Source organism: Spirosoma utsteinense, assembly GCF_014282275.1.
GTDB classification, from domain to species: domain Bacteria; phylum Bacteroidota; class Bacteroidia; order Cytophagales; family Spirosomataceae; genus Spirosoma; species Spirosoma utsteinense.
Genome location: NZ_VFIA01000045.1, coordinates 21,498 through 39,611, shown reverse-complemented (window position 1 = coordinate 39,611; position 18,114 = coordinate 21,498). Strand labels below are relative to the sequence as shown.

The 18,114-nt window shown below is 53.5% G+C and carries 19 protein-coding genes; 17 read left to right on the top strand and 2 right to left on the bottom strand.

Annotated features, from left to right (window positions below; all coding sequences use genetic code 11):
• Positions 1–122 precede the first annotated feature (122 nt).
• The 15 genes from FH603_RS23910 (at position 123) to FH603_RS23840 (ending at position 16,214) form a co-directional block, all read left to right on the top strand.
• The gene (locus FH603_RS23910; RefSeq protein ID WP_186740959.1) at positions 123–587 is read left to right on the top strand and encodes a response regulator; all 465 of its coding nucleotides are present in this window, start codon (positions 123–125) and stop codon (positions 585–587) included.
• A gap of 441 nt (positions 588–1,028) precedes the next feature.
• Positions 1,029–1,457, top strand: a complete 429-nt coding sequence (locus tag FH603_RS23905) for a response regulator (RefSeq protein ID WP_186740957.1) — start codon at positions 1,029–1,031, stop codon at positions 1,455–1,457.
• Between the two features lie 354 nt (positions 1,458–1,811).
• Positions 1,812–3,170, top strand: coding sequence for a glycoside hydrolase family 1 protein (locus FH603_RS23900; RefSeq protein ID WP_342355223.1), 1,359 nt, complete (start codon positions 1,812–1,814; stop codon positions 3,168–3,170).
• A 24-nt stretch (positions 3,171–3,194) separates the two neighbouring features.
• Positions 3,195–3,608, top strand: a complete 414-nt coding sequence (locus tag FH603_RS23895) for a response regulator (protein ID WP_186740955.1) — start codon at positions 3,195–3,197, stop codon at positions 3,606–3,608.
• Between the two features lie 150 nt (positions 3,609–3,758).
• On the top strand, positions 3,759–5,669 hold the full coding sequence (gene treZ, locus FH603_RS23890) for a malto-oligosyltrehalose trehalohydrolase (RefSeq protein ID WP_186740953.1): 1,911 nt from the start codon (positions 3,759–3,761) through the stop codon (positions 5,667–5,669).
• Positions 5,611–9,855, top strand: coding sequence for a malto-oligosyltrehalose synthase (gene treY, locus FH603_RS23885; RefSeq protein WP_186740951.1), 4,245 nt, complete (start codon positions 5,611–5,613; stop codon positions 9,853–9,855). The genes treZ and treY overlap by 59 nt, the downstream gene beginning before the upstream one ends.
• Positions 9,856–9,891: 36 nt before the next feature.
• A complete protein-coding gene (locus tag FH603_RS23880; RefSeq protein WP_186740948.1) occupies positions 9,892–10,875 on the top strand; it encodes a TIGR03885 family FMN-dependent LLM class oxidoreductase in 984 nt (327 codons plus the stop codon).
• 35 nt (positions 10,876–10,910) lie between these two features.
• Positions 10,911–11,309, top strand: a complete 399-nt coding sequence (locus FH603_RS23875) for a hypothetical protein (protein ID WP_235985503.1) — start codon at positions 10,911–10,913, stop codon at positions 11,307–11,309.
• A gap of 14 nt (positions 11,310–11,323) precedes the next feature.
• Positions 11,324–12,007 carry an NUDIX hydrolase gene (locus FH603_RS23870; protein WP_186740946.1) on the top strand — a complete coding sequence of 228 codons (684 nt, stop codon included), beginning with the start codon at positions 11,324–11,326 and terminating at the stop codon, positions 12,005–12,007.
• A gap of 288 nt (positions 12,008–12,295) precedes the next feature.
• Positions 12,296–12,553 (top strand): hypothetical protein, encoded by a 258-nt coding sequence (locus tag FH603_RS23865; protein ID WP_186740944.1) that lies wholly within the window; start codon positions 12,296–12,298, stop codon positions 12,551–12,553.
• A gap of 34 nt (positions 12,554–12,587) precedes the next feature.
• Entirely contained in the window at positions 12,588–13,412 is an 825-nt protein-coding gene (locus tag FH603_RS23860; protein WP_186740942.1) for a hypothetical protein, read from the top strand.
• Between the two features lie 127 nt (positions 13,413–13,539).
• On the top strand, positions 13,540–14,418 hold the full coding sequence (locus FH603_RS23855; protein ID WP_186740940.1) for an SDR family oxidoreductase: 879 nt from the start codon (positions 13,540–13,542) through the stop codon (positions 14,416–14,418).
• A 140-nt stretch (positions 14,419–14,558) separates the two neighbouring features.
• Positions 14,559–15,047 carry a ferritin-like domain-containing protein gene (locus FH603_RS23850; protein WP_394366398.1) on the top strand — a complete coding sequence of 163 codons (489 nt, stop codon included), beginning with the start codon at positions 14,559–14,561 and terminating at the stop codon, positions 15,045–15,047.
• Positions 15,048–15,169: 122 nt separating this feature from the next.
• Positions 15,170–15,430, top strand: a complete 261-nt coding sequence (locus FH603_RS23845; RefSeq protein WP_186740938.1) for a hypothetical protein — start codon at positions 15,170–15,172, stop codon at positions 15,428–15,430.
• A 25-nt stretch (positions 15,431–15,455) separates the two neighbouring features.
• Positions 15,456–16,214, top strand: a complete 759-nt coding sequence (locus FH603_RS23840) for a succinate dehydrogenase/fumarate reductase iron-sulfur subunit (RefSeq protein ID WP_186740936.1) — start codon at positions 15,456–15,458, stop codon at positions 16,212–16,214.
• Positions 16,215–16,305: 91 nt separating this feature from the next.
• Here the strand turns inward: FH603_RS23840 and FH603_RS28445 are convergent, their stop codons facing one another.
• Positions 16,306–16,767 carry a WGxxGxxG family protein gene (locus FH603_RS28445; protein ID WP_208493131.1) on the bottom strand — a complete coding sequence of 154 codons (462 nt, stop codon included), beginning with the start codon at positions 16,765–16,767 and terminating at the stop codon, positions 16,306–16,308.
• A gap of 61 nt (positions 16,768–16,828) precedes the next feature.
• Positions 16,829–17,143 (bottom strand): hypothetical protein, encoded by a 315-nt coding sequence (locus tag FH603_RS23830; protein WP_186740934.1) that lies wholly within the window; start codon positions 17,141–17,143, stop codon positions 16,829–16,831.
• A gap of 230 nt (positions 17,144–17,373) precedes the next feature.
• Here FH603_RS23830 and FH603_RS23825 point away from each other — a divergent pair, with 230 nt between their 5' ends.
• Positions 17,374–17,736, top strand: a complete 363-nt coding sequence (locus tag FH603_RS23825; protein ID WP_186740932.1) for an SPW repeat protein — start codon at positions 17,374–17,376, stop codon at positions 17,734–17,736.
• A gap of 21 nt (positions 17,737–17,757) precedes the next feature.
• Positions 17,758–18,114: a hypothetical protein gene (locus FH603_RS23820; RefSeq protein WP_186740929.1), complete on the top strand. Its 357-nt coding sequence runs from the start codon at positions 17,758–17,760 to the stop codon at positions 18,112–18,114.

Sequence of the window (18,114 nt, the reverse complement as noted above, 5' to 3'; positions counted from 1 at the left end):
GCAACGTTTGCGGGCTGTTCTTGAAGCGTTATTCACGGGTCGGCAGACAGTCATCGAGTTGACTTGCTTTCCCTACATTCTGAATGCGTCTTTATGATTTTGAATTAGTATAACGTTTAACCATGAACACGAACAGATCTCAACGGAAGAAAGTAAAAGTGCTCGTCATTGAAGATAATGACGATCATTGGACATTGATGGAAAAAGCAATGGCAAATTCGTTTACCGAAGCAGTACCTGTACGTGTTGCCTCCGCTGATGAGGCTCTGATGCTTCTTGAGGATTGGCTGCTGGAGGAATGGGAGATGCCAAAACTTATTTTGCAGGACCTGTATTTGCCAGATAATAAAGACGGTCTAAGCTTTGTACGGCGTTTCAAGTCCATGCCCGTTACCTGCAACCGCATACCCATCGTTATGCTGAGTTCGTCCAGTATCCATGCCGACATTACCGAAGCTTACCAGTTGGGTGTGTCCTCTTACGCCCTGAAACCTACCGATTTTCAAGGATGGATCACCCTTTTCAACGATTTACGGTTTTACTGGCTGGAAACAGTTACCCTGCCTACTACCCATTACTCGCTGTAGGAATCTGATGGCTGGATAGCTTCACCCGGTTAGCAATCTGATCTAGCTAACCGGGTGAAGCTATCCTGGCTGAGATGACTATTAGTCAAGTTTTAAAGCAATGCGAACTATGTGATTGGCTCATAGTCAGTGAGCCAATCAATTGCCGTAGGTACGCAACGAGTGCTAAAGGTTGCCTACCTGCGGCATGCCAATTAGCTTCAAAGGTCACTACAACTAGCTGACGGCAACGGCCGACCGTCGCTAGGCGGCCTAAAAATCCCATAGCTCGCATTAAAGAAGTACATTCTCGAGTAAATTGGCTGGTGTCTTGACCCCATTACCCAGTACTTATTGAACTATATACGTCGATCAGGCCATTAGCTCAATGGTGATTATGAAAATAAGTCCGGTAGTAGTAGTCAATTGTTTTACAATATCTACTAACGTATTTGACAGGTCATGGAAAAGACCCCTTTGTTATATATTGTGGATGATTCGCCTGATTATCGGTTGCTCGTACAAATCGTTTTCAAGCGTTTCCTACCCGACTACACGCTGCGTTTTTTCGAAAGTGGAAACGATTTAAGACACCATGCTCTGCGAACACAGGAGCGTCCGGGCTTGATTCTGCTGGATCGGCACATGCCCGGTCAGGATGGGGCTCAGGTTTTGCAGTTGCTCAAACAGCATCCTTTTTGGCAAACCGTTCCCGTCGTTATGGTCAGTAGCGATGCCTCCGAAGAGGAGATGGAGGAATGCTATCGGATGGGTGCCAATTCATTTTTACAGAAACCTATCGGGTTTGAACCCCTCAGGCAATTGCTGGTATCTACCTGCTACTACTGGTTGTCGTTGAACAAGCAGGTCACTATTTCGACGGTTTCATAGAGACATCCTGTTCGTAGGCTACGTCTACAGGTGATGCGTCACCGAAGGCCCCCTCAACGATTGCCTTCGGGAGGTCATTATTATGGCTTTCGATCAATTCTCTCGGCTCTTCAGTCTGTATAGAAGATAGTTTATCGACTAGTGAGCAAACGGTCCTGCTGCCGGGTTAAAAGGCTGCATTGAAGCTGAGCAATAGCGGTTTTATAGATGCTCAGATCAATACATACCACCTAGTAGGGCATGGGCCGTTCCCTCACTCGCCATGAATGGAGTCAGCCGTAGCTAAATAGACCCGTGTTGATTCATCGTATCAATGGGAGGACCTGGGTTGTCAACCAAGGCCGAACAAAAACGATGATGAGTAACCGAAAAAGAACGCAATCGAATGGAAGCACTTCTTTAGAAACGGAACTTGCCTTGTGGGGCGGCCTGGAATGCACGGTAAATCGGGTTGGTGATGTCTACCAGGATCAGGTTAAACGAAGTGGCCATCACGACCGGCCCGGCGATATAGACCTCATAGCCAACCTCGGTATCAATACCCTTCGGTATCCCGTCCTCTGGGAAAGGACAGCACCCAATCACCCCGATGAACTCGACTGGACCTGGAACGATGAGCGGCTGGGGCGGCTGCGGGAGCTGGGTGTCCGCCCTATTGCGGGGCTGGTCCACCATGGGTGCGGGCCCCGCTATGCTACCTACGACACGCCGGATTTTGAGTATGGACTAGCCCGCTATGCCCGGCAGGTAGCCGAGCGCTACCCGTGGATCGACGGGTATACGCCCATTAACGAGCCATTGACGACGGCCCGGTTTGGCGGACTTTACGGCCATTGGTATCCACACGGGAAATCCGGTAAGGTGTTTGTCGATATTCTGCTCCGCGAATGTCGGGCCACGGTGCGGGCCATGGCCGAAATCAGGAAAGTGCGTCCCGATGCGCAGTTGATACAAACCGACGATCTGGGTAAAATACATAGCACCCCGCGACTGAGCTATCAGGCTGATCTGGAGAACGAACGCCGGTGGTTAACCTGGGATCTGCTGTGTGGTGTGGTAACCCCCACCCATGCCTTGTGGGAATACCTGCGCTGGTCAGGGGCCAGTGAGCGTGATCTGTGGTTCATGGTCGATAATCCCTGCCCGCCCTCCATCATTGGCGTCAACCACTACGTTACCAGTGAGCGCTATCTGGATCACAACGTGAAAAATTACCCGGACCATATGCGGGGCGGGAACGGCCGGCACCGCTATGTCGATACAGAGATAGTACGGGCAGCACCGGAAAAGCGGGCGGGACTTGGTGCTTTGATGCTCGAAGCCTGGCAGCGCTACGGCCTGCCAATCGTCGTTACGGAAGCCCATCTGGGTGATCGGGTGGAGGAGCAGATGCGGTGGCTGGGTGAGATCTGGCAACAGGCGCAGCAAGCCCGGACGCTTGGTGTTGACGTACAGGCCGTGTCGGTCTGGGCGTTGCTGGGCCTGTATGACTGGCATTGTCTGCTGACTCGGGTGGAAAACCGTCATGAACCCGGCGTTTACAATGTCAGTAGTGGCTGTCCGGAACCAACCGATCTGGTCCCGATGATTCAACGCCTGGCAGCGGGTGAGCCGATCGAAACGCTGGTACCTCCGGGACGCGGATGGTGGCAGGCCGAGAGCCACATGCCTGTTTTGATGCCCGATCTGGTCGATTCACTAGTAGCTTTTTAGCGAATACCTAAGCTGCTAAACGGGATGGAAACAGCGCGTCAGTTGATCAGAACACCAATAATTTTTATAGCCAACGACCAGTTAGATGATCCATATATATACCGGCAGGCTTTCGGTAAAGCCAACCCTCGGGCTGTACTCTATTTTTTCTTAAACCGGGCCGATCTGATCGATGCGTTACAGGGCGAGGTTTATCCACGTCCTTCCCTGCTACTTATGGATTGGCATATGGTAGCGCGGGAAGGGTATGCTGCGCTGGCTGCCTTGGGTCGGAATCCGGCATGGCAAACTATTCCAGTAGTTATTCTGTCGGCACCCGATCGGCCGGTCGACGAGGACCAGTGCCGCCAGACAGGGTATGAGCTGGTATTGCCGAGGCAAACAGGCTTCGATAGTCTGGTCGGTCAACTCAATGGCCTGATGCTGGCGCTTCTCTGACGATCGACAGAAGGGGGGTGAGGTTTGTTATCCCGTTTCCTCAATCCGCAACCAACGCGCTAAACCCCTTTCCCATCGACCGGTTAAACAATAATACGGAGGGCTGTCAGCCAACTATCTACCAAGTCGTCGTCTTTATTCTCTATAGCTATGCAAAACCTAATACAAACCGATCAGCGTGGTATAGGCGTTACCTTTTCAGATCCACAGGAGGCAAGCATCGTGCTGTGGGCACCGCTGGCCACGCATGTATCTGTTAAAGTGTACGGACAGTCGTCGGCCATTCCCCTGAAACGGGATGAACTGGGTCATTGGTGTCTAAAAACCAGTCAGTTGCAGCCCCAGGATCTATATACGTTTGTTCTCGATGGCGATAACGATTTTCCGGACCCGGCCTCGTTGTGTCAGCCTCAGGGTGTTCATGGCCCGTCTCAGGCTATAGACATCCGCTCGTTTTCCTGGACCGATGAGGGTTGGGTAAACCCGGCCCTCGACGCCTACCTGATGTATGAAATCCATACCGGCACATTCACCCCCGAAGGTACGTTCGAAGGCATCGAGACTAAACTCGACTACCTGAAAAGCCTGGGTGTAAATGCCATTGAGCTCATGCCGGTAGCCCAGTTTTCGGACTCGCGTAACTGGGGATATGATGGCGTTTATCCGTATGCTGTTCAAAATACCTACGGGGGAGCCAGTGGGCTACAGCATCTCATCGATAGCTGTCATGCCAAAGGCATTGCAGTGGTGCTCGACATTGTCTATAACCACTTCGGGCCGGAAGGAAATTACCTGCCTGAGTTTGGCCCCTACCTGACTGGTAAATACTGTACACCCTGGGGGCAGGCCGTTAATTTTGACGATGCCTGGTGTGATGGTGTGCGTCGTTACGTAGTGGAAAATGCGTTGATGTGGTTCCGGGATTTTCACGTCGACGCCCTGCGACTCGACGCCGTTCATGCTATCAAAGACTTTAGCCCGGTCCATATTTTACAGGAGATCAGGCAACAGGTCGACCAGCTTATGGATTCGACCGGTCGGTCCTATCACCTGATCGTGGAGAACGACCTCAACGATCCCCGCTTTATCAATCCGCTGACCGAGCAGGGGTATGGCATGGATGCGCAGTGGACAGATGAGTTTCACCACGCCCTGCGGGTGACGGCCGGAGAGGAAAAGCAAGGCTACTACACCGATTTTGAACCCATCACCGATCTGGCCAAGGCATATACCGATGCGTATGTGTATGATGGACAATTCTCGGCCGAGCGCCATAAGATTTTCGGGCAGAAAGCCGAGAACAACCCCGGTCGCCAGTTTATCGTCTTTTCGCAGAATCACGATCAGGTCGGAAACCGCAAGGGTGGGGAACGGACAAGTCAGTTGTTTAGCTACGACATGCTCAGGCTCCTGGCCGGGGCGGTTATGGTCAGTCCGTATGTACCGATGCTGTTCATGGGCGAAGAATGGGGAGAAACCAGCCCATTTTATTACTTCGTCAGCCATACGGAGCCTGAGCTGGTGGAAGCCGTACGGGAAGGCCGGAAGAAGGAGTTCGCCAGTTTCCATTCGGATGGCGACGTGCCCGATCCCCAGAGCAACGAAACATTCGAGAAAACGAAACTCAAATGGGAACATCTCCAGGAGGAGTCACACCAGACGCTGCTGCGCTACTACCAGACCCTGATTGCCCTGCGCCGGCAGTTGCCAGCGCTTCACCGGCTGGAACGGAAGCAGCTGGCGGTTTTTCCTGACCCCGACAAACAAACACTGCTTCTCCACCGTTGGCACGAAGACCAGGCCGTGCTTTGCCTGATGAACTTTGCCAGCCAGTCCCAGTCTGTCAGCTTGCCCATCGACGCGGATGGCTGGCAGAAAATAGTCGATTCCGCTGATCCGCAATGGCAACCGAGGTCCGGCACCAGTTCAGCACCTGACGTGGTTTCAGGCACTGACTCGATCACGTTACAACCCGAATCATTCATTATCTATGCCAACCGTTATGATCAATCCAGTTTCAACTTACCGGATCCAATTTCACCAGAACTTTACCTTTCCTGATTTCGAGCGTATCATTCCGTACCTCGACAAATTAGGTGTCCGGACGGTGTATGCCTCGCCCATTTTCGAAGCAACGCCGGGCAGTGATCACGGATACGATTCTGTCAATCCACAGCGGATAAACCCCGAAATCGGTACCGAAGCACAGCTTAGGGCAATCAGCGAGGAGCTTACCCGGCGGGGCATGAAGTGGGTGCAGGATATAGTACCCAACCACATGGCCTTCCATCCCAACAATCGCTGGCTGATGGATGTGCTGGAAAAAGGCCAGTTATCGCCTTATGCTTCCTTCTTCGATATCGACTGGACAAGTCCCGTACATGCCGGTCGGCTTATGGTTCCTTTTCTGGGATCGTCGCTGGACGAAACCATAGAGAAAGGGGAGCTAGCGGTGGCGTTTGAAACCGACAGATTGATGCTGGCCTACTACGACACTGCTTACCCGGTCCACCTGCGCTCGTATGCCACCATTTTTCAGGCGGTAACCGGCGGTCCTGACAAGCTCGTCAAGCCACTGCTCGACGATATCGATGCGGCTCTGGCTATCACCGAATCGGATGAGTATTCAGCCCATTCGGTGCGTATCCAGTCACGGCTGGCCGAACTGGAGAAGGACACTGCCTTCCTTTCGTTTCTGAAGAAATGCCTGAAAGCGGTCAGCTCGACTCCCGCAACCATGCAGCAGATTGCCGACGAACAGGCTTATCGGTTGTGTTACCATGCAGAAACGGATCGCCAGATCAACTACCGGCGCTTTTTCACCGTCAATGGCCTGATCTGTCTGAATATTCAGGACCCGGCAGTTTTCGACGAGGTACATAAATTACCGAAAGCGTTGATCGAAGCGGGTGTATTCCACGGCCTGCGTATCGACCATATCGACGGACTCAGCGACCCGACGCGTTACCTGGAGCGACTGCGGGAGATGGCGGGCGAGGACGTATATATTGTGGTGGAAAAAATCCTGCAAAACGACGAGGAGTTCCCGGCCTACTGGCCCGTACAGGGTGCAACGGGCTATGCCTACCTGTCGATGGTCAACAACCTGTTCACCCGAACGGGCAGCGAAACCAGCTTTACCCGGTTTTACCACCAGTTGCTGGGCGAAAAAATGGCGATCCGGCAGGAGTTGTACGACAAGAAAGCATACATCCTCACCGAACACATGAACGGTGAACTGGACAACCTGTATGCCCGCTTCGAATCGCTTCACCTACTCGATCGCAACACTTTGGACGAGGTAACTCCGGACTTGCTGCGGTCGGCCATTGCCGAGTTTTTGATTCAATGCCCCGTCTATCGCTATTATGGCAACCAGATGCCCCTGAGTGAGGAAGAAACGGAGGCAGTAAGGGGTATCTTCGGCCGCATCCGGACTAAAAAACCGAAACTGACACCCGCCGTCGACCAGCTGGAGATCGTTTTTCTGGAAAAACCCCGCGAAGGCAAGACCGACTACAACGACCGCGTCCTGCGTTTCTACCAGCGGTGTATGCAGTTCACCGGGCCGCTGACGGCTAAGGGTGTGGAGGATACACTGATGTATACCTACAACCGGTTCATCGGACACGACGAGGTGGGCGACTCCCCCGAATACTTCGGCCTGACTGTCAACGCTTTCCACCAGAAAATGGTAGACCGGCAACTGCAATGGCCACTGGCCCTGAGCGCCACCTCGACACATGACACCAAGCGGGGTGAAGATGTCCGGAGCCGCCTGAACGTGTTGACCGATCTGACCGACGAATGGATCAATACCGTTAAGTCGTGGCAGGAGATAACCCAAAGCCTGAAAGTAGAAATCGACGACGACAGTTTATCGGACGGACTGGCCCCGGATGCGAACGATGAATATTTCATCTACCAGACACTGGTTGGAGCCTATCCGATGCCGGACCAGGATGAGGACGATTTCCCGAACCGGCTGACAGAATACCTCCAGAAGGCCATGCGGGAGGGCAAACGAAACACGAACTACAGCGAACCGAACCAGGCCTACGAAGACGCGACAAAAGCCTATGCGCTGAAATTGCTCGACCGCAAAAAACCTTTCTGGAAAAGCTTTCAGGCCTTTCACCGGCGCATCGCCGACTTTGGTATCGTCAACTCACTGGCGCAGGTCGTGCTTAAATGCACATGTCCCGGCGTTCCGGACGTGTACCAGGGTTGTGAGGGCTGGGATTTCAGCATGGTCGATCCGGATAACCGACGGCCGGTCGACTTCGATCTGCGACAGCGCTCCCTGGACGACCTTGAAAACCGAAATGACGAAACGCTCTGGCCGGAGTTATGGGAAAATCGCTACGATGCCCGTATCAAACAGTGGCTGGTACATACGCTCCTGAAGGAGCGTAACGAGGAGCCCGACCTGTTTGCCAACGGCCATTATATCCCGCTGGAAGTTGAGGGCCGCTACAAAAAACACGTGCTTGCCTTTGCCCGGCGGTATGAACGCTGCTGGTATGTCATTGCCGTGCCGCTGGGTATCGCTCAGTTAAGCAACAGCCAGGAGGCCGATGTGCTGGCGCTGGACTGGCAGACCACACGGATCATGTTGCCGCCCGAAGCGCCAAAAAACTGGCAGCACCGGTTGTCGGCGGCCAAAGGCAAGGCAGACAAGTTCCTCAGCGTTGGGGAGTTGTTCAGCGACCTGCCGCTGGCCGTGCTCCGGCTGGAATTTGCCCCCACCGAGCGCAGTGCCGGCATTCTACTGCCTGTTACGTCCCTGCCTTCAGCTTACGGAATTGGGGACTTCGGGCCGGAAGCAACCGCTTTCGCCGACTTTCTAAGCCGCAGCCATCAGACCTACTGGCAGGTTCTGCCCCTGAATCCGGTTGATTCCGGTGAGGGTCATTCGCCCTATAGTGCCAACTCCAGCATGGCTGGCAGTCCGCTGTTCATCAGCCCCGACATACTTATTCAGGAGGGGCTTCTCACCGAAGCTGATCTGGCGGGACAACTTCTGCCCCAAACCGATCAGGTCGATTTCAAAGCGGCCAGTCGCGTAAAGCAGGCGCTGTTGGACAAAGCCTGGCAGCGGTTTCAGCAAACAGGAACGGCGGTCGATCAGCGGGCCTTTCGCCGGTACTGCCAGCAGGAAGCCCCATGGCTCGACGATTATGCACTCTATGCGGTGCTGAAAGAAGCCCACTCGAATGAACCCTGGCACCAGTGGCCTAAAGCCTTCCGGCTTCGCAAACCCGATGCGCTGGTAAAATTCAGGGAAGAACAGGCGGAGGCCATCGACAAAGCAAAGTGGTTCCAGTTTCTGTTTGCCCGGCAATGGGATACGCTGAAAACGTACTGTAATAGCCTGGGCGTTCGGTTATTTGGTGACCTTCCGTTCTATATCAGCTATGATTCCGTCGATGTATGGGCGAATCCAAACTTGTTCAGCCTCGACAAAGAAGGTAAAATGACCGCTATCGCTGGCGTGCCCCCCGATTATTTCAACGCCGATGGACAGCTTTGGGGCATGCCTGTTTTTCGGTGGGATGAGCTAAAAAAACAGGATTACGCCTGGTGGATAGAGCGGCTCCGTAAAAATATGGAACGCTACGACCTGCTGCGGCTGGATCATTTTCGGGCCTTTGCCGACTACTGGGAAGTGCCGGCCGGGGAAGGAACGGCCATCAAGGGCGAATGGAAACCGGGACCGGGAGCCGACTTTTTCAAGGTGGTTAAACGCGAGCTGGGTGAACTGCCGTTCGTGGCCGAAGACCTGGGGGAAATCAACGAAGCGGTCTATGAACTGCGCGATGCGTTCGACCTGCCGGGCATGAACGTCCTTCAGTTTGCGTTCGGCGATGAAATGCCGCAGTCTGTCAACAGCCTTCACCACCACCGGCTTAACTCGGTAGCCTATACCGGCACCCACGATAACAACACCAGTCGGGGTTGGTACCGGAAGGATGCGCAGAAGGAACAGCGGGAACAGCTGAAGGTATACACAGGACAGGCGGTTTCTGAAGAGAACGTCCATACTGTGCTGGGCCGGATGACGTACGCGTCGGTGGCTAAAATCGCTATTCTTCCCATGCAGGACGTGCTCGGCCTGGACGAGTCGGCCCGGCTCAATACACCGGCCTCAACCAGTAATAACTGGTCGTGGCGGGTAATGCCCAACCAGTTGACTGCCGCTAGTGAGGAGCAGCTGAGGGAATGGACAAACCTGTATGACCGATAGACGGTCAATAAAATTAACTAGTAATACATCAACGTTATGTTAAAAATAGGGTATCACGCATCCCATGAACAGTTCAAGCCCAGCACCTTACTGACCTATGTGCAACTGGCTGAACAGGCTGGCTTTACGGCCGCGTCGTCGTCCGACCATTTTCATCCATGGAGCAACCGGCAGGGCGAGAGTGGTTTCGCCTGGTCGTGGCTCGGGGCTGCTCTCCAGGGAACGAAACTCTCGTTCGGTGTGGTCAATGCCCCCGGCCAGCGCTACCACCCGGCCATAATAGCTCAGGCAGCGGCTACCCTGGCCGACATGTTTCCAGAGCGGTTCTGGATGGCTGTGGGCACGGGTCAGGCCCTGAATGAACAAATTACCGGCGATAAGTGGCTTTCCAAGGCCGACCGTAATGCCCGCCTGAAAGAATGTGTGGATGTTATCCGGGCCTTGTGGGATGGCGAAACCGTTACCCACAAAGGTCTGGTTACGGTCGAGGAAGCTACGTTATACACGCGTCCGCAAATAAAGCCGCTTCTGTTTGGAGCGGCCGTTACTCCTAAAACAGCGGAATGGGTTGGCGGCTGGGCGGATGGGTTGCTAACCATTTCGCAGCCGCAGGAACAACTGAAAGAGGTGGTCGATGCATTTCGTCGGGGGGGCGGAGCAGGCAAGCCTATGCACCTGAAAGTGCAGCTCTCGTATGCCCGAACCCACGAAATCGCGCAGCAGGGGGCCTATGACCAGTGGCGGGGTAATATTTTCCCGAATGGTATGCTTACCGACCTGCGCCGACCCGAACAGTTCGATATGGCCGGCGACCTCGTAAACCTGGCTGAGGTCGATAAAATGGTCAGAATTTCAGCGGATCCGCGTGAGCATCTGGCCTGGCTTCAGGAGGACATTGCACTGGGGTTTGAGCAACTGTTCCTGCATAATGTCAATCTGGAACATGAGTCCTTCATCCAGGATTTTGGCCAGCATGTACTGCCTACTTTGCTCAAGCCACAGCTGGTACAGATGATCTGACCCATTCCTTTACGTGCATACCGCCTACTCAACGTATGAAAACAAACCAAACCAATACTGCCCGGTCCCGGAGTTTATGGACTGTTTCGCTCGGTTTGCTGGCGTCGCTGGTGGCTTGTGAGGTCGGCATCCGGGACCTTGATTTCGAGAGCAAACAGTTTACGGCAACGTTCAACGTCGATTCTACATTGGGTATCGACAGCACGAGCTTAACGAGTCTCACAGGTTCGAAAGCCATTTATAGTTTCAGCAAGGACGGGAAAGGCACAAATCACATTCAAATGGGGATGTTGTCAAAAGATATCCCCTTCACCTGGAAATTAGAAGGCGATAGCCTGCGTATCGATGGTGAACCGTATGCGGTTCGTAAACAGGATGAGGGGTATATGCTGAAGTCGGATTCGGTTAAAATCATGCTAAGCCAGCAACCTTAATAGCCCAACCTATCATGAACGAACACGAACAACTCGAACAGGCACCTAAATACCGGGCCTGGCGCCGGGCGCTAGCCAACAATCAAATTACGGTCAGCCAGGTTGAGCCGCTGTATGTCCATCAGGCCGATAAAGATGGCAGTATGTTATATGCCCTATTGAAACTGGATGCCGATACGGCGGAGGGTACCAAGCTTAATCCCATCTGCTTCCTGAAAGGGGATGCGGTTTCGATGCTTGTCATACTGATTGCGGAGGAGACAAACGAAAAATACGTACTGCTGGTGAGACAACGGCGCGTCTGCGATGGCTCTATCACCCACGAACATCCGGCTGGCATGATCGATGAAGACGATCCATCGCCTATTGAGGTGGCTGCCCGTGAACTTGGCGAAGAAGCGCAGCTTACTGTCGACCCATCCGAGCTGAAGCCCCTGTTTGACAAACCGTTGTTTTCGGCAACTTCTACCACCGACGAAGCCCTTCACTTTTTTTACCTCGAACGGCGGATGCCGCTGGCCGACATTCAGGCCATGAACGATACGTCGACCGGGGAAGAGGAGGAAAATGAGCACACCCAGCTGCAAATCGTTACTATCCCCGAAGCGCACAAACTGGTTAGTAACCTGCATGGCGTCATGAGTCATCTGCTATACCTCCAGCTGACGGGTGACTACGAAACAATGGCCCGGCTTTGACCTGAACGTAACCCTCCGGCATTCAGGGCGGGGGTGGCCCTGGCCTTATCACTCCGCATAAAGGCCCGCCACTGGTCAGGTTTTCGCGTCTGATCGAAACGATAAGCTCGTGTAAAAACGCTGCTCTGTTCATGACCCACGGCGGGAACAGAGTAACTACGTGCCAACCCGGCTGGGAGACTGCTACAGGGACCATTGCCTCACTGGTAAACAACCCGTTCGTGCCGTCGAAATGGTCGGGTTGTTATGCTCATCTGTAGGTTATAAAACGCGATCATCGACCCCGCTATGGACGAAGAAATGAAACTTATTATCGGGATGATAGGCATGCTGATTGCGTCAGCGTTACTGACCTGGTCGACACAGCCATCCCAGTTTGCTCCGGTTCCGTCGAAACGAAAGCGGAAGCGCAAAACAACGATCCGGTTACAGGACATGCAGCCCTCACTGACCGACGAAGGCCGCGTGGTAATGAACCCGCGTCGGGACGAGGAGGCCACTAGTCCCGGTTACCAGCAGCCGTCGTCCCTTACACACGAAGTATAAATCCTGCCGGTCTATTCATTAATTCTATAACGCAATGACTACAGTAAAGCTAAGTACATCTATTGCCCTGCTATCACTACTGGGCCTGACCGCCTGTTTTCAGGGAGACCATGCCACAACGACCGATGCGGCCAACGATGCCGCCGGTACCGGAGATAAAGACCTTGCACGGGAAGTCGCGGGTGTGTGGCTACTGAGCACCGACTACAACTACGATCAACGCTGTAATTACCTGCCCGTCGAATACATCCGGACCCTGTTCAAACTGAACGAATCGGTGGAGCTGGCCAAATCCGATCTGCCAAATGGCTGTGAAGTTAGTTGGGATGGGCAGAAAGTAGGTTTCTATTTCCAGGAGTCCTCGCCGTTTGAGTCGACATTTCAGTCGGAATACGTGTTCGACAAGTTTTTTCAGCCCCAGCGGGTACCCCAGCGTGACTCGGCGGCCCAGTTGGTTGGTGAACAGGTACAGACGGCTGGTCTGAAAGGAAGCACATATCACGGTCCGCAATCGCAGGGGACCGGTGCCGAACGGCCCGCAGAAGGCGTACCGGCGGGTGGGGAAGGTGGTATGGATGCCTCGGCTAATAACGACTCCTCGAATCAGCCAACGCCCAACGAAACGTCAGCCGCTACCCGTCTTGTCGAACCAGCAGTGAACACCGCCACGGGAATTGCTGTAACGGGTGTTGGTGACAAAGCCATATGGGAGCCGGGCAAGAAAACACTGCACGTACTGCATCTCAACCACATTCTGCACGTACGGGCACAGATGAAAGGCGACGATAAAAAGCTCCGGGAGGGTTCTATTGCGCTGGCTAAAGTAATCGTTGGTCGTCTGTTCGATACCGATGATTAAGCATCTTTCCACATGCGGTCGCCGTTTTTGTGCGCCCCGTAGCCTCATTTTTTCGGCACCTGTCCTAACTGAATTGGCCTTTTCGCTGTAAAACTGATTCAAGTATCCTGTTAAACAACGAAATACTATGACACAATTGATCAACCCTCAAACCAAGTACCCTCAGCCACCGTACTCGGATCAGAAACAGAATACACCGGGTGTGGAAGTGGATATGCAGCCGCTCGCCGACCATGGTGAAACGTCGTACAAAGGTTCGGGCAAACTGACAGGCCGGAAGGCGCTCATTACCGGCGGTGACTCAGGAATTGGCCGTGCTGTAGCCATAGCCTTTGCCCGCGAGGGAGCCGACGTGCTTATTTCGTACCTGAACGAAGACGAAGACGCTCAGGACACGGCCCGTCTCGTGGAAGAGGCCGGTCGGAAAGCTGTTCTGGCACCGGGCGACATCCAGGACGAAGCCCACTGCAAACAGCTTATCCAGCAGGCAGTCGACGAGTTGGGTGGTATTGACATTCTGGTTAATAATGCGGCTTTTCAGATGGCTCATGAATCGTTGCAGGATATCAGCGCCGAGGAACTCGACCGGACGTTCCGGACCAATATCTTTTCGATGTTTCACCTGTGTAAAGCGGCTGAAGAACACCTGAAGCCGGGGAGTACGATCGTTAACACCACATCGGTAAACGCTTACAAGCCCAACGCACAACTGCTGGCTTACGCAGCTACCAAAGCCGCTATACAAAACTTCAGCGCCAACCTCGCCCAGGTATGGGCCGATAAAGGCATTCGGGTAAACTGCGTAGCGCCGGGTCCGGTCTGGACGCCACTCATTCCGTCGACCATGCCAGCTGAAAAAGTAGAAACCTTCGGCCAGGATGTTCCGCTGAAGCGTGCCGGTCAGCCTGCCGAACTGGCGCCCATTTATGTCTTGCTTGCCTCTGACGATTCGAGCTACATGACGGGTAGCACCGTACAGGTGACCGGTGGTTCTCCTACGATCTAAGTTATTCAGAAACGGCTTCTCAATCGCCTTACCATACGCCACCCGAAAGGCAACTGGTAAGGCGATAAGAGCAGGAGCTGTTCGCTGCCCCTTTCATTAGCAACTCAATTAACCCAATAGGCAATTAAATCAACGCAGTTATGAAAACAATGGACGAGTTTATGGCGCATACTATTCAGGATTTGTACTCTGCCGAGCAGCAGGCCCTGGAAGCAATGCCCGTACTTATTGAGTTGGTACAGAACGATCACGTACGTCAGGCTTTTGCAGTACATCAGCGCGAAACCGAGCAGCAGGTTATCCGGCTGGAACAAATTGCCAAACACCTGGGCATTAATCCTAACGGCGAAACCTGTCTGGCAATGCAGGGACTGATTGAGGAAGCACAAAGCCTCCTGTCAGAACTGGAGCCCGGCCAACTCGCCGATGCGGCCATTATTGGGGCAGCCCAGAAAATGGAGCATTATGAAATTGCAGCGTACGGAACAGCCCGTACGCTGGCCCAGCAGGCTGGTCAGACACAGGCCGCTGATTTGCTCCAACAAACGTTGAAGGAAGAGAAAGCAGCCGACCAAAAGCTGACGACAATTGCTACCAGTGAGGTGAATCAGAAAGCGGCACAGTCTTAATTGACCGGGTCGGGTGGTCTGAAAAATAAATTGGGCTACCCGACTTCCTGTTTTCAAGCTGTACCCCTTGCCTTATACGGAAACTGCTTTGCCGGTAAACAGGCTATTAAACAGCATAACCGATGACGAGTACAACCAAAGTAGGCGAACGGCTGCTCAAGCAGCTGAACAAAAAATACGCACCCTCACACATGGTGGCGTTCCGGTTTGGTCGGTATGATGTAGCGACCAAGACCGACGAAGACGGAAATCCCATCCTGCTTTTTATTGGCCAGGCCGATGAGCGAGGAATCATTAAAGGCGATCAGTTTTCCCGACGGTTGCTGAAGGATGCCAATGGTGTTGTTGTAAAAGACCATTGGGACTACAAAGGGAAAGTATAAAGGCGGTAAAAAAAGCGCAATTCATATGGATTTTACCTTGAAAGTCTGGCGGCAGAAGAACGCCGGTTCTCGGGGGAAGCTGGTCGAGTATAAGCTGTCCGGTATTTCGCCAAGTCAATCGTTTCTGGAAATGGTCGATGTACTGAACGGTGAACTTACCAAGCGGGGTGAGGAGATCATCGCTTTCGATCACGACTGCCGCGAAGGAATCTGCGGGTCCTGTGCCATGTTCATAAATGGTCGGCCCCACGGTCCGCAGACGGGGGGAGCCACCTGTATTTTACACATGCGGAGCTTCAACGATGGGGACACGATTGTTATTGAACCCTGGCGGGCGCGGGGTTTTCCGGTTATCAAAGACCTGGTTACCGACCGCACCGCCTTCGACCGTATCGTGCAGGCTGGCGGGTATATCTCGGTCAACACGGGCTCTGCACCTGATGCCAACGAGATCCCTATCTCGCGGGAGGTCCAGGAGTCGGCGATGGATGCCGCTGCCTGTATTGCGTGTGGGGCTTGCGTAGCCGCCTGCAAAAATGCGTCGGCGATGCTGTTCGTGGGGGCCATGGTATCCCGCTTTGCGCTACTACCCCAGGGGCAGCTGGAACGCAAGACCCGGGCTGAACGAATGGTTGCTCAGATGGATTCCGAAGGGTTCGGTGCCTGTTCGTTCATTGGGGCCTGCTCCATCGAATGTCCGGCCTCTATTTCGGTCGATAGCATTGCGCGGTTAAACCGGGAATACCTGGGCGCGAAGCTGACCCAGCCCGACGATGGATCTTAGGCGCTAAACGTTTACGTTTAAACCAGTTAAACTCCACTGACAAACCGGAATCTCGTTTTGTCAGTGGAGTTTAGTTTATATACGTATGCATTTACCGGGTTAGGGTGTTATCGCTCGACCGTCTCTTGCGGAGACCCAGCAAACCGGCCAATCCCAGCAAGCCTACCCAGCCGAAATTGGTATGGCCATCGTCGTTATCGCTGGCAACGGATGAGTTATCGCCATCAGACTCCTGAAGGGCTCTGCTCATAGCTGGTTCTGCCATCGACAATAGCCCCGCAGTGGCTATAATCGTTGTCGCGATAAGCGTCTTTCTGACCACGCTGACAGGCCGTTCCTGTCGCTGCCGGGGACCAATCAGACCGGTCAGGCCCAGTAAACCGAAAAGACCAATCCAGTCGAAATTCGTCTCCCGATCCTCGTTGTCACGCTGGCCAGACTTTACAGACTGGTCGCCATCATATCCTTTTTCTGTCTGACTGAAAGCCGGCGTTGCGCCGATGAGACAGGTACTTAGTGCCAGTACCCAGGCAGTTGTTCGCATCGATTTCATAATTAATAAAGTGGTTTAGTTAAACAGAATTATTGCTTGCAGTTTGTTAAGAACTACGTTTTTAATCGGTTTCATCGTCTTCATCATGGTAGGGAGTGCCGGTGGTAACTTTGCCGCCACTAGTCCATAGCCCGCCACCCTGCTCACCCCCATTCTTCGTGTTTTCGCCACTGGGTCCGTCGTGCTCTGGCTCCTGATCGGGGGCATAGTTATCGGCATGGCTACCAACATAAGGTGTTTGGTCCGGACTGCTTGTTATTGGGCTGTTGTTCTTCTTTGTCTGCTTCAGACTTTCACTAAACTCCGGGTCGTATTTCGAGGGTGTGTCCTCCTGCCCGCTTTCGGGTGACCGCTGAATTAGGGGCCGATTGATCATAGCTTTGTCGATTTAGTTAGCCGTTCACTTTCCGACTGTCAACTCTTCAGGCTAACGTTGAGCGTAGTCTGCCACCCCTGAAATAAGGGAATGGTTCGTCTTACCGGTCTTCGGACCATTCCCTTATTTAGCTCATTTAATTCGGTACCCGGTGCAAAACGGCGGGGTTAAAGGAGGGTGTTTGCTCACAGAGAAAAGACGTGTTCTACCCAAAAAAGCAGATAGTACTTATGAAACCGATTCCAACAAAAGTCCACGGATTACTGGATTATACGACAGGGGCCCTTTTTGCGGCCTCACCCTGGCTGCTTGGCTTTTCCGACGATAAAACCGCCCGTTGGGTAGCTGTGGGTGTAGGTGCAGCCGTACTAGGCTTATCGACACAGACTGACTATGAAGCGGGCCTTACAAAACGGTTGCCGATGTCCACCCACCTGACTGTCGATACCTTAACCGGAGTGCTGGTTGCTGCTTCGCCCTGGCTGCTGGGGTTTGCCAACCGGATCACCTGGCCGCATGTTGCTTTTGGCCTACTGGAAACGGGAGCGGGTCTGCTCACCCGATCCAAACCTTCCTATTACAAAAACGATTAACCAGTGCCTAACTACAAATCTATGAAAACGACCATCCTAACCGTAGCCCTGCTGGTTGCAGCGGCTGTTGGACAAGTCCGGGCTCAGGCAAATGGCTCAGGAACGGGAAGCACGTCCACCCAAGTACCGGGTGAGACCGGATCCGGCAGTAGACATACCGGTTCGTCGACCGGCAGCAACGCCAAACAGGGAAGCTCATCCGTCACCGGGGGCAGGAGCAGCGGAACAGGCGGCACCACGCCGGGACAAGGTGTAGCCGGTAGAAGTAATAAAGCGGCTTTAAAAGCCAAATCCAGCAAAAGCAGTGGCACCATCAACGGAAGTAGCCGGGGTGGTACAGGTGCGGGTAAGTCAACAGGAAACAACAGCAACCAATAA

What these genes read in the sequence shown, in the direction of transcription:
- FH603_RS23845 (WP_186740938.1), top strand. Translation starts at nt 15,170, where the DNA reads ATGACGAGTACAACCAAAGTAGGCGAACGGCTGCTCAAGCAGCTGAAC.
- FH603_RS23910 (WP_186740959.1), top strand. Translation starts at nt 123, where the DNA reads ATGAACACGAACAGATCTCAACGGAAGAAAGTAAAAGTGCTCGTCATT.
- FH603_RS23830 (WP_186740934.1), bottom strand. Translation starts at nt 17,143, where the DNA reads ATGATCAATCGGCCCCTAATTCAGCGGTCACCCGAAAGCGGGCAGGAG.
- FH603_RS23900 (WP_342355223.1), top strand. Translation starts at nt 1,812, where the DNA reads ATGATGAGTAACCGAAAAAGAACGCAATCGAATGGAAGCACTTCTTTA.
- FH603_RS23865 (WP_186740944.1), top strand. Translation starts at nt 12,296, where the DNA reads ATGGACGAAGAAATGAAACTTATTATCGGGATGATAGGCATGCTGATT.
- FH603_RS23875 (WP_235985503.1), top strand. Translation starts at nt 10,911, where the DNA reads ATGAAAACAAACCAAACCAATACTGCCCGGTCCCGGAGTTTATGGACT.
- FH603_RS23850 (WP_394366398.1), top strand. Translation starts at nt 14,559, where the DNA reads ATGAAAACAATGGACGAGTTTATGGCGCATACTATTCAGGATTTGTAC.
- FH603_RS23880 (WP_186740948.1), top strand. Translation starts at nt 9,892, where the DNA reads ATGTTAAAAATAGGGTATCACGCATCCCATGAACAGTTCAAGCCCAGC.
- FH603_RS23855 (WP_186740940.1), top strand. Translation starts at nt 13,540, where the DNA reads ATGACACAATTGATCAACCCTCAAACCAAGTACCCTCAGCCACCGTAC.
- FH603_RS23840 (WP_186740936.1), top strand. Translation starts at nt 15,456, where the DNA reads ATGGATTTTACCTTGAAAGTCTGGCGGCAGAAGAACGCCGGTTCTCGG.
- FH603_RS23825 (WP_186740932.1), top strand. Translation starts at nt 17,374, where the DNA reads ATGAAACCGATTCCAACAAAAGTCCACGGATTACTGGATTATACGACA.
- FH603_RS23870 (WP_186740946.1), top strand. Translation starts at nt 11,324, where the DNA reads ATGAACGAACACGAACAACTCGAACAGGCACCTAAATACCGGGCCTGG.
- treY (WP_186740951.1), top strand. Translation starts at nt 5,611, where the DNA reads ATGATCAATCCAGTTTCAACTTACCGGATCCAATTTCACCAGAACTTT.
- FH603_RS23860 (WP_186740942.1), top strand. Translation starts at nt 12,588, where the DNA reads ATGACTACAGTAAAGCTAAGTACATCTATTGCCCTGCTATCACTACTG.
- treZ (WP_186740953.1), top strand. Translation starts at nt 3,759, where the DNA reads ATGCAAAACCTAATACAAACCGATCAGCGTGGTATAGGCGTTACCTTT.
- FH603_RS23820 (WP_186740929.1), top strand. Translation starts at nt 17,758, where the DNA reads ATGAAAACGACCATCCTAACCGTAGCCCTGCTGGTTGCAGCGGCTGTT.
- FH603_RS23905 (WP_186740957.1), top strand. Translation starts at nt 1,029, where the DNA reads ATGGAAAAGACCCCTTTGTTATATATTGTGGATGATTCGCCTGATTAT.
- FH603_RS28445 (WP_208493131.1), bottom strand. Translation starts at nt 16,767, where the DNA reads ATGAAATCGATGCGAACAACTGCCTGGGTACTGGCACTAAGTACCTGT.
- FH603_RS23895 (WP_186740955.1), top strand. Translation starts at nt 3,195, where the DNA reads ATGGAAACAGCGCGTCAGTTGATCAGAACACCAATAATTTTTATAGCC.